This window comes from Paraburkholderia sp. Cy-641 (assembly GCF_011752945.1).
GTDB lineage: Bacteria > Pseudomonadota > Gammaproteobacteria > Burkholderiales > Burkholderiaceae > Paraburkholderia.
The window spans coordinates 84,689-99,740 of the sequence record NZ_VWWM01000002.1 but is presented as its reverse complement, the minus strand read 5'-3'; the positions used below and the strand labels follow the sequence as shown (position 1 = coordinate 99,740).

Below are 15,052 nucleotides of genomic sequence, written 5' to 3'. Positions count from 1 at the left end.
GATTCGCCGATCCATCAAACCCATCAAGCACATCGAGCTTTTCGGAGACCCGAGGGTCGTGAACATAGGAGTGGAAATGAAGATCACCAAGGTTGAGCCGCTGCACGTCGGCCAGTTCATGTTCGTGCGCATCGACACGGACGAAGGCATCACGGGTTATGGCGAAGCCGGCATCTGGGGGCATATCGAAGCCGCCGGCACCGCGGTCCAGCGTTTCGCCGAATATCTGGTCGGCAAGCGCGCATTCGACATCGAGCATCACTGGAATGTCATGCATCGCTTCAGCTACTTCCAGGGGCTCGCGATCAACGCGGCGATCTCCGCCATCGACATCGCGCTGTGGGACATCAAGGGCAAGGCGCTCAACGTGCCGATCTACGAACTGCTGGGCGGCCCGGCGCGCAAGAAGGCGCGCATTTACGGGCACATCTACGAAAGCAGCATCGAGAAAGTGCTCGAAGAGTGTCAGCGCAAGATGGAAGCGGGCTATAACGCGTTCGGCCACATCAATCCGTTCCTCGACGAAGGCAACGATCAGGTCTACTTCAAGACCCATATCCGCAAGATGCACGATGCGATCGACAATGTGCACCGCATGCGCGAAGTCGTCGGCGATCGCGTCGATCTGCTCGTCGAGCTGCATCGCCGCCTGACACCGGCCGAGGCGGTGACATTCACCAATGGCATCGAAGTCGATACGCCGATGTTCGTCGAAGATCCGATTCGCCCGGAAAACGCCGACGCGATGGCGCGTGTCGCCGATCGCATCCGCGTGCCGATCGCCACCGGCGAGCGCTTCTGCACGATCTACGAGTTCCAGGCGCTGCTCGCGCGCAATGCGGTCGAGTATGCGCGAGTCGACGTCGCGGTGTGCGGCGGCATTACGGGCGCGAAGAAGGTCGCCGCGATGGCGGAAGCGCATCACGTGCAGGTCGTGCCGCACAATCCGCTGTCGCCGATCGGGCTCGCCGCCTGCCTGCAGATCGCCGCGGCGATTCCCAATTTCGCGATTCAGGAATATGCAACGGGCTTCGAGGCCGGTGTATTCGAGTCGACCGGCAAGCACCTCGGAAGCGACATCGTCGATCAGGTGCCGCTGCCCAAGCAGGGCTTCGTCGATATTCCGAGCGGGCCGGGGCTCGGCATGAACCTGCTGCCCGACGCGCAAAAAATCCGTCCGCCGCTCGTCAAGCCGATTTCGATGCGCCCGCATTTCGACGGGTTCGTGGTCGATCAGTAAAACGTCCGGTGCCGATGCGCGGCGGGACGCGGGTATCGGCTGTGCAAATGCAAGAGCCCGGGGGCGCGATGCCGCGCTCCCGGGCTCTCTTCGTGCATGAACTGCCGACTACCGCTTACACGGCCACCCCCATGGCTGGATCGCTGACGCCGTCCTGGCCGTTTTCCAGGCGGCCCGCAAAGCGGCGCATGAAGTTAGTGTTGCCCGATCCGTTCGCGGCGGTGGGCGCCGTGACCGTGAAGTCGTACCAGTCGTATTGATCCGACAGCGTCCAGTACGGCTCGACCTGCATGCCCGGGTCGATCGTATAGGTCCACGGGCCATCCGTCCGGTAGGCGTTGGCCGCGACAGTCACGGTGATGGCCGCCGAGCCGCTGTTCATGATCGTCAGATAGACGGCGTCGTTCTGATGGTCGTAGCACACGCGTACTTCGGGATTGGCGCCGCTCGCGATGTCGTTGACGTTGCCGGTGAATTCGCGGTTGTAGCCGTTCGGGCCGCACACCCACAGATCGTAGTTGCCGGCGTTGTTCTTCACGGCCGCCCACGCGTCCGAGATTTCCTTGCCGGCTTCCACCGTGTAGCGCTGCGGCGGGTTGTTGAGGTTCAGCTTGTCGTAGACGTGGAAGACCGCCGCCTGCGTGCCGGTATTGCTGAAGATCAGCCACACCGAGCCGCTCGCCGCATCGACGTTCGCGCTCGTATGGAGGTGGTACGGCAGGGCCTTCGACGGGCGCAGCATCTGCGGCTGGGTCGGCAAGGCCGCGCTGCCGTAGGTGATGGCCGGCACCGCGCCGGCTGCGTCCTGGCTCGCATAGAGCGCGTTGGCCGCGGCCTGGGTGGGGGCCGCGGGCAGGGTCGGCACCACCGTGACCGGATTCTGGAAGTTGAAGCAGGAGGTCATGTCGCCCATGACCGCGCGACGCCACGGCGTGATATTGGTTTCCTCGATGCCGAAGCGCTGCTCGATGAAGCGCAGCGTCGAGGTATGGTCGAACACCTGCGAATTCACGTAGCCGCCCACGCTCCACGGCGAGACCACCAGCATCGGCACGCGCACGCCCGGGCCGATCACGGCGCCGCTCGGCGAGTTCGGATCGGCCGCGGCCGACGACATCGTGAAGTACTCGTATTCCGTCGATACCGTGGACTTGCCGTAATAGCCGCCCGACCCATTCGGAGACGGCACGCACGGCGGCGGCATGTGATCGAAGAAGCAGTCGTTCTCGTCGTAATTGATAAGGAGAACGGTCTTGCTCCAGACCTCGGGGTTGGACGTCAGGATCTCGAGCAGCTGCTGCGAATACCATTCGCCCTGACCCGGCGACGACGAGCCCGGGTGCTCGTAATAGGCTTCGGGCGCATGGACCCAGCTGACCTGCGGCAGCGTGCCGTTCGCGACGTCGTTGGCGAGCGACGCGAGAAAGCCGCCGTCTGGCATCGTATTGGCGATGCCGGGGGCGAGCGGATTGACCGCGTCCATGGCCGGCGTATACGTCGCGTTGGTGCCGTAGGCCGTGTTGAGCTGCTGGTTGCAGACGCGGAAGTTGTGGAATGCCGCATTCATGTTGGTCACCGCCGGATCGGGCGGATACCAGTACACCTTCCAGCTCACGCCGGCGGCGGCGAGGCGTTCGGCCGTGGTCGTCCACGTCAGGTCGGTGGTGGTCGGCGCGGCGAGCACGAGGGTCGACGTCTGCGTGTCGCACACCAGCTGGTTGGCGACCGCGCCGTTGGTGCCGGTCTGCAGGAACAGGCGGTTCGGGAAGGTCGGGCCGTGTACCGAGCAGTGATAGTGGTCGCAAATGGTGAACGCGTTTGCGAGCCCCCAGTAGAACGGCAGTTCGTTCTGGCTCAGGTAGCCCATCGACTGGTTCGCGCCCTTGCCTTGCGGCCATGCGTACATGGCGCCGTTGTTCCAGCACGAATGCTGGGTGGCCCAGCCGTGATCGCCGCCCGTGACCACGCCGTCGCCGAGGCTCGGGTTCAGGTAGTACGGCTGGATTCGCGTGCCCGAGACGCCGGTCTGGTTCCAGACGGAGCCGTTGACCGTTGGAATCGTCAGGCGGTCGCTGAAGCCGCGCACGCCGGGCAGCAGCCCGAAGAAGTGGTCGAACGAGCGGTTTTCCTGCATGAAGATGACGATGTGCTCGACGTCGTTGATCGTGCCGGTGGCGTTGTTCGGCGCAATCGCGAGGGCACGCTGGATGACCGGCGGCAAGGCACTCAGCGAGATGCCCGCGGCCATCGAGCGCAGAAAACTGCGGCGGTCCATTCTGGTCATGATGACTCTCTGGTTGATACGGTTGATTCGTTGGGCTGCGTGCCGGAAACGGACATTGTCAGTCCGGCCCCGGCGGATCGGCGACCCGGTTCAGGGCGCGCAGTCGAGCTGGGTGTTGAGCCCCGGCGTCGGGATGACCGTCGTGCCGCTCGCCGCGCAAGGGCCCGACGCGGGCGCCGCGACGATTGCGGTTTGCGTCGCGGCGGTGCCGCTGGTCGACGTGTTGGCCGCGGCGGCGGGCGCGTTGCTGTCGCTTCCGCCGCTGCAGCCGGCCATCGCCAGCGCGGCGGCGCAGGCGACGGTCAGGCCGCACAGGCGCAGGCCGGCCCGGGAAAAAACGGTGAGAGAGAGGGTAGTCATGCCTGTAGCTCCTTATTGCGGCAAAACCGAGGACAGCGGTGCCTGGGACTCGAACAGATTGAGGACTTCGGACGGGCTCAGCGCGCGGTTCCACATCGAGACATCGGAGAAGGCGACGGGCGCGAGGTTGGCCGCGTTGATCGCATAACCCTTGTTCTTGAAGAACAGGCCGGTGCCGTCCTCGCCGAAGCCGAAGCCGACTTCGCTGGTGTTGCTGTTGACCCCGTTGATTGCGGAAATCGTCATGCTGGAAGAGATCGTCGCGGGGACGCCCGTGCAGGTGCTGCCGCTGACGTTCGGGTCGCAGAGGTAGAGGATGATCTGGTTGGCCGTGTCGCCGGCGTTATCGGGTTGGTAGCGATTCAGGTTGCCGACCATCGCGACGTAGATCCACGTGTTGACGCTGTACGGATGGCCGGGCGAACCCGTGGTGTCCGTGCGGTTCGTGCCGTCCGCGACGTTGAGGTCGAAGCCGCAGCCGAACGAACCGAGCACGAGGCCCGCCTTCGCGCCGGAGCTCGCATAGCCGTTCTTGTTGCCGAAGACCGGCACGCCGCCCGCATCGGGGCAGGCCGGCGCCTTGTACCAGAAGCCGATCGTGAACGCGCCGCCGCTTGCCGCGGTCGTCGAATTGGTGGTCGACGCGGACTGGATCGCTTCGTTCACCACGTCGAGCGAGGGGCTGTTCGGCGCGAGCAGGTAGCCGTCGTAGCCGTTCGCGTCGAGATTGACCGGCGTGACCTCGAGCGCGTTGCCGCCGAACGGGCCGGGGTAGGCCGTGCCGGCACTGTTCACGCCGGCGGCGATCAGATCGGCCTGGAACGGCGCCAGCGTGCTGTTATTGAAGTGGTCCGTTTCGGGCGTCGTATTCAGATTCGTCGAGCCCATCGGATAGTATTCCTGAAGGCCCGTCGTCGAGACCGACAGCTTCGGCGTCTGCACGAAGGACACCGGCTGCGAGAGCACGGCGCGCGGCGCGCTGCCGGCGCTCACCGCATAGTTGAGCTGGTAGGCGCCCGTGGCGATCAGGTACTGCGACAGGCCCGTGTCCGTGTAGGTGGTCGCGCCGGCGGGCAGCGAGGCGATCTGCTGTCCGTTGCGATAGACCGCGAGCGCGCTGCCCGACGGCGCCGTCCAGTTGAGCGTCACGTTGGCCGATGTCGTGTCGTTCTGGTTGATCGTCGTCGCGAGTTGCGTCACGGGCTGCGCACCCGTCAGTTGCGCGCCGTCCATCGTGTAGTTCGCCGCCGACGGCAATGCGCCGAGGAAGGACAGCAGCGTCGGCGTGACGTCGGCGATGCTGGCGTACGCATACAGCCCCGCCTCGGACGCGGGCACGGCGGCGTTGAGGTTGGCGGTCCCCGTATTGGCGCTCTGGTTCATGCCGATGAAGGTGGTCGATTCCGGTTCGAGCGCGAGACCGTCCGCGCTGCCGCTCGCATTGAGACCATGCCCGGACGTCACGACGATCAGCCAGTGGCTGCCCGAGGCGGCGGCCGTGGCGTTGACCAGTTGGCCGACGTCGGCGTCGAGTTGCGCGAGCGTGTTCTGATACTGCGCCGAACTCGCGGTGAAATCGTTCGCCGCGGTTTCGGCGTCGCCGTACTGCGCCACGACCGTCGAGTAGGCCGGCTTGCCGATCAGCGAGAGGGCGCCGCTCGTCACGCAATCGGCGGCGGTCGTGCTGGGCGAGCAGTCCGTGAGCGTGTCGAGATGGCCGCTGGTCTGGATCGGCGCGAGCATCTGCGCGAGGCTGCTGCCGGCGACCACCGCGCCGTTCAGTCCGCTGCCGGCCGCCTTGGTCATGTCGAACAGCGTGCCGGCCTGAACGGCCTGATTGGGCGCATTCGAATAGACCTGGTGACGGTTGGCCCAGGCGCCGGTCAGGAGCGTGGCCCAGGACGGTCCGTCGAGATTCGGCTGCTGGCTGGCCGCGCCCGCGACACCGCCGCTATAGGCGAGCTGGATGCCGAAGTGTGCGAGGTTCGGCAGCGTGTTGTTGGCGATGCCGGCCTGCACGGCGGCGTAGGTCGCGCCGTCGAGGTCGATCAGCAGCACGCGGTTGGTCGGCGTGGTGTTGCCGGGCGTGCCCGAGGTTCCGGACGTTCCTGAAGTGCCCGACGTTCCGGAGGTGCCCGAGGTACCGCTGCTGCCCTGGGAATTGCCGCCACCGCCGCTGTTGCCGCCGCATGCGGCGAGCGCACCCGCCATCATGAGCGCGCACGCGCCTCGCAGCAGGCGCCGCTGTGTGCGCGTGGCGGGCGCGAAGGGCAGGGAAGCCGACGGGCTTCCCCCGGCCAGGAGCTTGCTGAGTGACGCGATTGCGCTGGATTTCATGATGACTGTCGGATTCGATGAAGGGGTTCGGCGCGTGGTGATCGGGGACGTCCGGCCGCGCGGCGAGAGCGGCAAGCAGGTGTTTCCATGCTTGCCCTTCGTGTGCCGCACGGACCGGTCGTCCGCGCGTTGTTGTTTACTTCGACAGCAGGGTGGAGAGCGGAACCTTCGATTGATAGAGGTTTTGCACTTCGCTCTGGCTCAGCGCGCGTGTCCACATCGAGACGTCGGAGAAGGCGATCGGCACGTAGTCGGCCGCGTTGATCGCATAGCCCTTGTTTTTCGCGAACAGGCCGGTGCCGTCCTCGCCCATGCCGAAGCCGATCTCGCTGGTGTTGCTGTTCACGCCGTTCAGACCGCTCAGCAAGCCGGCCGTGAACACCGCGGCCGGCACGGTGGTCGAGATCTTCGTGCAGTTCGTCGAGCTGACGGCCGGGTCGCAGAGATAGAGGATCTGGGCCGAACCCGCATCGCCGGCGTTGTCGAGTTCGTACTGGTTCAGGTTCATGACCATCGCGACATAGAGCCAGTTGCCGGCCGAGTACGAGGTGCCGGGCGAGGTCTTGGTATCCGACCGGTAGGTGGAGCTGTTTTGCGCACTCGACACGAAATCGAAGCCGCAGCCGAACGAACCGAGAAGAATGCCGGGTTCGGCGCCCGAGGTCGCATAGCCGTTCTTGTTGCCGAAGATCGGCACGCCACCCGAATCCGGGCAGACCGGCGCCTTGTACCAGAAGCCGATCGTGAACGCGCCGCCGGTGGCCGTGCTCGTCGGCGCATTGGTGAGCGCGGCGGACTGGATGGCCTGGTTCACCACGTCGAGCGAGGGACTGTTCGGCGCGAGCAGATAGCCGTCGTAACTGGCGGCGTCGACATTGGCCGGCGTCACTTCCAGTGCATTGCCGCCGAACGGGTCGGGATAGGCGGTGCCGGCACTGTTCACGCCATTGGCGATCAGGTCTGGCTTGAACGGCGCCAGCGTGCTGTTGTTGAAGTAGTCCGTTTCGGGCGTCGTGTTCAGATTCGCCGAGCCCATCGGATAGTACTCCTGCAGGCCCGTGGTCGAGACCGTCAGCGGTACGGGAACGACATACGAGATCGATGTCGTGAGGAGCGATGTCGGTGCGGTGGCGGCCACCACGGTGTAGTTAAGCTGATAGGCGCCCGTTGCGACCAGATACGATCCCAGACCGTGGTCCGTATACGTGGCCGTGCCTGCGGGCAGCGAGGCGATCTGCGTGCCGTTGCGGTAGATCGTGATGGCTTCGCCCGACGGCGCGATCCAATTGAGCGTCACGTTGACTGCCGACGTGTTGTTCGAATTGATCGTCGCGGTGAGGTCGGTGACGGGACTCGCGCCGAGCAGTTGCGCGCCATCGAGCAGATAGTTCGCGGCGCTCGGTGCGTGCCCGAGAAAGGACAGGATCGTGGGCGTGACATCGGCGATGCTCGCATACGAGTACAAGCCACTGAGCGTGGGCGGCACGGTGGCGCCGACACTGGCACCGGCTGCATTCGCGGGCTGGTTCATGCCGATGAACGCGGTCGATTCGGGTTCGAGCGGCAGGCCGTCGTCGCTGCCGTTCGCGCTCAGGCCGTGCCCGGAAGTCACGATAACGAGCCATTGGCTACCGGCATTCTGCTGCGTGGCGGCCACCAGTTGACCGACGTTCGCATCGAGCGATTGCAGGGCGCTCAGATATTGCGTGGAATTCGGCCCGTAGTTTTCCGAAGCGTCTTCTGCGTCGTGATATTGCGCGACGACGGTTGCATAGCTCGCGTTGCCGATCAGCGCCAGCGCGCCGTCCGTCACGCAATGCGCGACGGATGAGTTTTGCGAGCAGTCCGTCAAGGTATCGAGATTGCCGTCGCTGTGGATCGGCGAGAGCATTTGAGCCAGTCCGCTCGATGCCACGGCTGCGCCGTTCAGGCCGTTGCCGTTGGCCTTGATCGTGTCGAAGATCGTGCTGCCGGCAATCAGCGAATTCGGCGCATCGCTATAGACCTGATGCTTTTCGGCCCAGTTGCCGGTGAGCAGCGTGGCCCATGACGGCGTATCCAGATTCGGCGTCTGGTTGTTGGTGGCGGCCATGCCGCCGCTATAGGCCAGTCCGATATTGAGTTTCGACAGATTGGGCAGCGTGCCGTTGGCGATCCCGGCTTGCACCGCGTTATACGTCGCGCCATCGAGGCCGATCACGAGGACACGGTTGGCCTGGGTCGACGCGCTGGGAGTGGAAGCGGTTGCGCTTTGTCCATTGCCGGGCGTCGTGCTGTTCGACGCGCTTGGCGTGTTGTTGCCCGATCCGCTGCAGGCGGCAAGCACGCTTGCGAGCACGAATGCGCAAACTGTGGCGCCGGTTCGCATGAGGTGTCGTTGCTTCCGGAGAGGGTGGTCGATTCTCATGCTTGTGCCTGTTGGGGTCGTTAAGGAGCGCAAGCATACGAATCGCGATTGACGCGAATGTGACGGTGTAGACGAGATATTTGACGGGATATTTCGTAGATTGTGTTGAGCGTTTGATTCGCTCCGCGATACGCGCGGTGCAGGCTTATGTCGGTATTCCTGATGTTTACGCTTTCCTCCATGCCGTTGTTTCACCAGTGGTTTTCTGAATGGGCGAAGCGGCTTCGGATCGCAAGTCCGACTATCGGACAAAGAGACAAAAAACAGGCTCCTGTTTATCTGGTTTCCTAATCAATTTACTGCGTTGCAAGTTTTTGTTCGAGATCGAGCGGGGAAGATATGGGGTGCTGATGGAGAAGTTCTTTGGCGGCCTTTTCTGGCCGTAGCCCGCTTGCGCCAGGGGGAGCAAGATGAGATATCTTGAAGAGGCCATCTTCTGGCGGCGTGCCGATATACGAACCACGGGGAATGGTCGTATACCGTCAGAAATGCGGGCGTTGCTGGACCGTGGTCAGTTTGGGGGATTTCGATGAGCCGGGAGCAGCGCGCCGGCTCACCGGAAACGAATCACTTCAACGATTCGTTATCCTGAGACGTCGAGAGCATCCGCTCCACATACCGCGCAATCAGATCCACCTCCAGATTCACCCGCACCCCTTCACCCAGATGCTTGAGCGAAGTCACCTGCACGGTATGCGGAATCAGGTTGATCGAAAACTCGCAGCCCTCGTCGCGATCTTCAACCGAGTTGACGGTGAGGCTCACCCCATTGACTGTAATCGAGCCTTTATACGCGAGGTAACGTCCAATCTCGCGCGGCGCGAGAATGCGCAGTTCATGCGATTCGCCGACCGGCGCAAAACGCGTGACCGTGCCGAGCCCATCGACGTGGCCGGAAACGATATGCCCACCGAGCCGGTCGTGCGCGCGCAGCGCTTTCTCGAGATTGACCTCGCCGGTTGCGCCGAGCCCTACCGTGCGATTCAGGCTTTCGCGTGATACGTCCACTGCGAACGAGTGGCCGGTCATTGCGACTACCGTCATGCAGGCGCCCTGAATCGTGATGCTGTCGCCGAGCTGCACGTCCGTGAGGTCGAGGCCGCCAGCTTCGACGTTCAGACGCACGCCCGCGTCGCCGCTCGTGCCGAGCGGTTTGACTGATTCGATGCGGCCCACTGCCGCGACGATTCCTGTAAACATCGTGCTAGTCCTTGATCATTTCGAAACGGAAGGGGACGTGTGATCGGTCCCGGGTACGGTATGCGCCGCGAAGCGCGCGAGAATCCGCAGATCGTCGCCGATCCGCTCGATCGTGTGGAAGTTCAGCTTGACGCGCTTTTCGAGCAGGTCGGGCGCGGCGAGGTTGAACATGCTCATCGAGTCCACGCCGAGCAGGCTCGGCGCGAGATACACGAGCAGTTCGTCGACGCAGCCTTCGCGCAGCAGCGAGCCGTTCAGCTTGTAGCCCGCTTCGACATGCAGCTCGTTCACGCTGCGCTCGCCGAGCACGCTGAGCAGCCGAGGCAGATCGACCTTGCCGGCCTCGTTCGGCAGCGACACGATTTCGGCACCGCGATCGCGCAGCACGCTCGCGCGTTCGGCGAGGCGCTGATCGAGATGGCCGCAGAAGATCAGCGTCGGCGCGCCGGCGAGAATCTGCGCGTCGGGCGGCACGTCGAGCTGGCTGTCGATCAGCACGCGGTGCGGCTGGCGCGGCGTATCGACCGCGCGCACCGTCATGCGCGGATTGTCCTCGCGCACGGTGCCGATGCCGGTCAGGATGGCCGAGGCGCGCGCGCGCCATGCATGGCCGTCGGCACGCGCGGCCGCGCTCGTGATCCACTGGCTCTCGCCCGACGGCAAGCCGGTGCGGCCATCGAGCGACGCCGCCACTTTCATGCGCACCCACGGACGGCCGCGCGTCATGCGCGACACGAAGCCGATGTTCAGCTCCTGCGCTTCGTTGGCGAGCAGTCCGCAGCGCACCTCGATGCCGGCGTCGCGCAGCATGGCGAGGCCGCGGCCGGAGACCTGCGGGTTCGGGTCTTCCATCGCCGCGATGACGCGGCCGATCTGCGCTTCGATCAGTGCGTTCGCGCACGGCGGCGTGCGGCCGAAGTGGCTGCACGGTTCGAGCGTCACGTAGGCGGTCGCGCCGCGCAGATCATGACCGCGCGAGCGTGCGTCCTTCAGCGCGCGCACCTCCGCATGATCCTGGCCGGCCGGCTGCGTGAAGCCTTCGCCGATCACCTCGCCATTCCTGACGAGCACGCAGCCGACGCGCGGGTTCGGGTCGGTCGTGTACATGCCGCGCTTCGCGAGTGCGAGCGCGCGTTCCATATGGACGAAATCGGTTTGCGAAAACATCGGTGTCCGTTGGCTACGGTGGCTGGGTGTTGCTGTTGTGGCGGCTGTTGCTGCTTCAGGCATTGGGCTTTTCAACCCTTCAGCGCCGCGAACGCGCCGCGCGCGGCGTCGAGCGTCGCGTCGATCACCGCGTCGTCGTGCGCGCTCGACACGAAGCCCGCTTCATACGCGGACGGCGCGAAGTACACGCCCGCGTCGAGCATCTTGTGGAAGAACGCGTTGAAGCGCGGCACGTCGCTTTGCGTGACTTCGGCGAAGCTCGCCGGGATCGACTCGCGGAAGTAGAGGCCGAACATGCCGCCGATGGCATCGGCTGCGAACGGCACGCCTGCTTCGCGCGCCGCCTGTGCGAGACCTTGCGTCAGACGCGTGGTGCGCGCGGCGAGCGTGTCGTAGAAACCGGGTGCCTGGATCAGTTGCAGCGTCTTCAGGCCGGCCGCGACCGCGATCGGATTGCCCGACAGCGTGCCCGCCTGGTAGACGCCGCCGAGCGGCGCGAGATGCGCCATGATGTCGCGCCGGCCGCCGAACGCTGCCGCCGGCATGCCGCCGCCGATCACCTTGCCGAGGCAGGTGAGGTCCGGCGTAATGCCGTAGACCTGCTGCGCGCCGCCGAGTGCGACACGGAAGCCGCACATCACTTCGTCGAAAATCAGTACCGCGCCGTGCTCGGTGCACAGGCGCCGCAGCGTCTGCAGGAATTCGGGTGTGGCGCGCACGAGGTTCATGTTGCCGGCGACCGGCTCGACGATCACCGAGGCGATCTCGTTGCCGAAGGCCTTGAACGCTTCTTCGAGCGCGGCGACGTTGTTGTATTCGAGCACGGTGGTGTGCTTCGCGATGTCGACCGGCACGCCCGCCGAGGTCGGGTTGCCGAAGGTCAGCAGACCCGAGCCGGCCTTCACGAGCAGGCTGTCCGCGTGGCCGTGATAGCAGCCCTCGAACTTGACGATGCGGCTGCGGTTCGTGAAGCCGCGCGCGAGACGCAGCGCGCTCATGGTCGCCTCGGTGCCGCTCGACACCATGCGCACCTGCTCGATCGACGGCACCAGCTTGCAGATTGCCTCGGCGATCTCGATTTCCGATTCGGTCGGCGCGCCGAACGAGAAGCCGTTCGCGAGCACGCGCTGCACCGCTTCGAGCACTTCCGGATGCACGTGGCCGAGGATCATCGGCCCCCATGAGCCGATGTAGTCGGTATAGCGCTGGCCGTCGGCGTCCCAGAAGTAGGGGCCTTGCGCGCGCTCGACGAAGCGCGGCGTGCCGCCGACCGAGCGGAAGGCGCGCACAGGCGAGTTCACGCCGCCGGGAATGGTGCGTTGCGCGCGTTCGAAGAGGGTTTCGTTTCTGGACATGACGATGGCTGGAATAGCTGGAATTGGGGTTGCGCAGCGGCGCAGAGGGCCTGCGGGTGATTCCCGCGGGCGATTCGCGCGATGCCGGGATAGGTGGGGAAATTGTACCGGAGTCGGCGTGGACGGGCTGTGCAGACGGGCTTGCCGGTTGCGCGCCGGCGGGCTTTTATCGGCCTCGGCGGGTGCGCTTCGTTCGATGCCGGGTTCGATGCCGGGTTCGATGCCGGGTTCGATGCCTCGTTCGAGTACCGGTTAGGCGTTTCGTTCCGTTGTGGTTCGGTGAGGCGTGGTGCTGGCCGCTGGCGCGTGAGCGAGCGAGACTGGGTTGGACTGTGCGAGGTGAGGCGGATGGTTTTCGTTCTGGCTGGGTTCAATCTTCCGCTGCGCGTTTTGTCGCGGTCTTGCGTGGCACGGCCTTGGCGCGAGGCGTTTTGACGGCCGGGGCGTGGCGGGTTCCGGCGCGGGCCGGCTGTGCCGTGCTTTCGCTCCCGCTTTCGCGCTTGTTCGCGCTCCCGCTCGTCCGCGTCGCGGCGGATTTCCCGCCAGCGGCATTCGCCGTCGCCTTTTGCGCTGCGGCTGCATGCGCCGTGACCTTCGTCGAGCGTGTCCGCCCAACCGGCGTGTCGAGCTTTGGCGGCTTGCGCTTGCCAGTCAGCTCGGCCCAGCGCTTTTCAAGCGCGCCCTCGGCGATCGGCTTGATGATCGTGCCCGAACTCTGGGCGTCCCATGTTTGCACCGAGAACGGATGCACGCGCAGCTGCTCGCGCGGAATCACCGGCGCCTCGTGCGCATCGACGAGCCAGTCGTAGACGAAGTCGATGCACAGGCGATAGCCGCGTTTGGTCGACGCGTCCGGCACTTCGTAGGGGGCGCGCGTCACGTAGCCCGAGCCGAAAATGCCCTTCGGCTCCTGAGCGACGCGATGCAGGAACACGCGATCCCCGGGCAGGATGCCGCGTGCAAAGCCGCAGCCCCATACATCGGTCACGGCGACCCCGGCGGCGACGCGTTTCGCGATGTCGGGCAGCTCGGGCCACGGCCATTTCTTGGGGCTCCAGATCAGCAGGAAAGCGGTCATCGCAAGCTCGAAACAGGATGGATGGGCGTCGGGCCGCAGCGCTTCGCGCGTGCGAGGCTCGGCGCTCGCGGCTGCGTCTCGTGATGCGGCAGGACGGTGATGCGGCAGGACGTGCACGCGGCAGCTTAACCGATCGGCGCGGCGCTTGCGGCGCAGCGTTACCACGGCCGCCGCCGCCGTCCGGGCCGGTGCGGCGGCCATGGTGGCCGATTGCTCACGCGGCGAGGCGCGGGCGGCGGTGATCGTTCGACCGTCGCGTACAATCGGGGCCATCAGGCTGTTACGGCCCCGCTTTGCCCGTCGCGCGGCCGATGTCCGCGCGGCTCCATCCGGATTTCCCCATGTCTTACGTCGTCAAGCGCCGGCCCGATGGCCGGCTGATCCTGCTGCTCGGTGCGCTGGCCGCATGCGGGCCGCTTTCCGTCGACATGTATCTGCCGAGCCTGCCGACCATCGCGCAGGCCTTCGCGGTCAGCACCGCCGCCGCGCAGTCGACGCTCACGAGCTTCATGGCCGGCTTCTCGATCGGCATGCTGCTCTATGGTCCGCTGTCGGACACGTATGGCCGCCGGCCGGTGCTGCTCGGCGGCATCGCCATGTTCGCGCTGGCGAGCATCGCGTGCGCGCTGTCGTTCTCGATCGGCTCGCTGGTCTCGTTCCGCTTCGTGCAGGCGTTGGGCGCGGGCGCGGCCTCCGTGCTCGCGCGGGCGATCGCGCGCGACGCGCACGAGCCGGCCGACGCCGCGCGCGTGCTGTCGATGATCGCGATCGTCACGTCGATCGGCCCGCTGCTCGCGCCGCTGATCGGCGGACAGTTGTTGCTGCTCGGCGGCTGGCGCATGATCTTCGTCCTGCTGACGCTGTTCGGCAGCGCGTGCGCGGTGACCGCCTACCTCAAGGTGCCGGAGACGTGGCCGCGCGAGAAGCGCGCGCAGTCGGCGCTGCTCAAGTCGTTCGGCGCGTATGGCGCGTTGCTGCGCGATCCGGTCGCGTGGGGGCATATGCTGTGCGGCGGCATGGCGTTCGCGTCGATGTTCGCGTACATCACGGCGACGCCGTTTGTGTACATCGAGTATTTCCACGTATCGGCGCAGCATTACGGCTTTCTGTTCGCGCTGAACATCGCCGGCATCATGTTCGGCAATTACATGAACACGCGGCTGGTCGGCCGGCTCGGCCCGGTGCGGATCATTTCGTTCGCGGCGACCGTGAGCTTCGTCGCGTCGCTGTTCGTCAGCATCGTCTCGCTGACCGGTTTGGGCGGCTTGTGGTCGATCGTATTCGGCCTGTTCTTCGTGGTCGGCGTGGTGGGCCTGTTGACCGCCAATTGCACGACCGATCTGATGCATCGCTATCCCGTCAACGCGGGCGCGGCGGCGGCCGTGTTCGGCGCGGTGCAGCTCGCGCTCGGCGCGTTGTCGAGTATCGCGGTCGGCTTGTGGCAGGACGGCTCGCCGCAGGGGATGGGGGTCGTGGTCGGCGTCGCCGGAACCTTGTGTTACGTCGGACGGATGCTCGTGATTCGCCGGCACCGGCCGAAGGCGCCCGTCGCGGCGGCGTGAGGGTGGCTGAGGGCACGCTGACTATTGCGTGGGCGCTTCGCGAAGCTGGTACGGGCGCCATT

Annotated in this window: 9 protein-coding genes and 1 pseudogene; 2 read left to right on the top strand and 8 right to left on the bottom strand. The window is 65.5% G+C overall.

Annotated elements, in window-relative coordinates; all coding sequences use genetic code 11:
* The first annotated feature begins 76 nt into the window (after window positions 1-76).
* Entirely contained in the window at window positions 77-1,240 is a 1,164-nt protein-coding gene (locus tag F3J20_RS01835; protein ID WP_167046481.1) for a mandelate racemase/muconate lactonizing enzyme family protein, read from the top strand.
* Window positions 1,241-1,355: 115 nt separating this feature from the next.
* Here F3J20_RS01835 and F3J20_RS01830 read toward each other — a convergent pair whose 3' ends face one another.
* From F3J20_RS01830 to F3J20_RS31975, 8 genes and pseudogenes are all read right to left on the bottom strand, one after another.
* Window positions 1,356-3,524 (bottom strand): phospholipase C, phosphocholine-specific, encoded by a 2,169-nt coding sequence (locus tag F3J20_RS01830; protein WP_167281592.1) that lies wholly within the window; start codon window positions 3,522-3,524, stop codon window positions 1,356-1,358.
* A gap of 90 nt (window positions 3,525-3,614) precedes the next feature.
* Window positions 3,615-3,884, bottom strand: a complete 270-nt coding sequence (locus tag F3J20_RS01825) for a hypothetical protein (protein WP_240159170.1) — start codon at window positions 3,882-3,884, stop codon at window positions 3,615-3,617.
* Between the two features lie 12 nt (window positions 3,885-3,896).
* Complete coding sequence (locus F3J20_RS01820) at window positions 3,897-6,221, bottom strand: hypothetical protein (protein ID WP_167281591.1); 2,325 nt, start codon at window positions 6,219-6,221, stop codon at window positions 3,897-3,899.
* A gap of 136 nt (window positions 6,222-6,357) precedes the next feature.
* On the bottom strand, window positions 6,358-8,589 hold the full coding sequence (locus tag F3J20_RS01815) for an alkaline phosphatase family protein (protein WP_167281589.1): 2,232 nt from the start codon (window positions 8,587-8,589) through the stop codon (window positions 6,358-6,360).
* A 606-nt stretch (window positions 8,590-9,195) separates the two neighbouring features.
* Entirely contained in the window at window positions 9,196-9,828 is a 633-nt protein-coding gene (locus F3J20_RS01810) for a riboflavin synthase (RefSeq protein ID WP_167281588.1), read from the bottom strand.
* A 15-nt stretch (window positions 9,829-9,843) separates the two neighbouring features.
* Complete coding sequence (gene ribD, locus F3J20_RS01805) at window positions 9,844-10,995, bottom strand: bifunctional diaminohydroxyphosphoribosylaminopyrimidine deaminase/5-amino-6-(5-phosphoribosylamino)uracil reductase RibD (RefSeq protein WP_167046495.1); 1,152 nt, start codon at window positions 10,993-10,995, stop codon at window positions 9,844-9,846.
* A gap of 71 nt (window positions 10,996-11,066) precedes the next feature.
* A complete protein-coding gene (gene hemL, locus F3J20_RS01800) occupies window positions 11,067-12,350 on the bottom strand; it encodes a glutamate-1-semialdehyde 2,1-aminomutase (protein ID WP_167281586.1) in 1,284 nt (427 codons plus the stop codon).
* Between the two features lie 565 nt (window positions 12,351-12,915).
* A pseudogene (locus F3J20_RS31975) lies at window positions 12,916-13,428 on the bottom strand (hypothetical protein); the annotation flags it as partial.
* A gap of 341 nt (window positions 13,429-13,769) precedes the next feature.
* Between F3J20_RS31975 and F3J20_RS01790 the strand changes: the two are divergent.
* A complete protein-coding gene (locus F3J20_RS01790) occupies window positions 13,770-14,990 on the top strand; it encodes a Bcr/CflA family multidrug efflux MFS transporter (protein ID WP_167046501.1) in 1,221 nt (406 codons plus the stop codon).
* The last annotated feature ends 62 nt before the right edge of the window (window positions 14,991-15,052 follow it).

Bases quoted from the DNA above. Each gene is read 5' to 3' on its own strand.
- F3J20_RS01810 (WP_167281588.1), bottom strand. From the start codon at position 9,828: ATGTTTACAGGAATCGTCGCGGCAGTGGGCCGCATCGAATCAGTCAAA.
- F3J20_RS01825 (WP_240159170.1), bottom strand. From the start codon at position 3,884: ATGACTACCCTCTCTCTCACCGTTTTTTCCCGGGCCGGCCTGCGCCTG.
- F3J20_RS01820 (WP_167281591.1), bottom strand. From the start codon at position 6,221: ATGAAATCCAGCGCAATCGCGTCACTCAGCAAGCTCCTGGCCGGGGGA.
- F3J20_RS01830 (WP_167281592.1), bottom strand. From the start codon at position 3,524: ATGACCAGAATGGACCGCCGCAGTTTTCTGCGCTCGATGGCCGCGGGC.
- F3J20_RS01815 (WP_167281589.1), bottom strand. From the start codon at position 8,589: ATGCGAACCGGCGCCACAGTTTGCGCATTCGTGCTCGCAAGCGTGCTT.
- F3J20_RS01790 (WP_167046501.1), top strand. From the start codon at position 13,770: ATGTCTTACGTCGTCAAGCGCCGGCCCGATGGCCGGCTGATCCTGCTG.
- hemL (WP_167281586.1), bottom strand. From the start codon at position 12,350: ATGTCCAGAAACGAAACCCTCTTCGAACGCGCGCAACGCACCATTCCC.
- ribD (WP_167046495.1), bottom strand. From the start codon at position 10,995: ATGTTTTCGCAAACCGATTTCGTCCATATGGAACGCGCGCTCGCACTC.
- F3J20_RS01835 (WP_167046481.1), top strand. From the start codon at position 77: ATGAAGATCACCAAGGTTGAGCCGCTGCACGTCGGCCAGTTCATGTTC.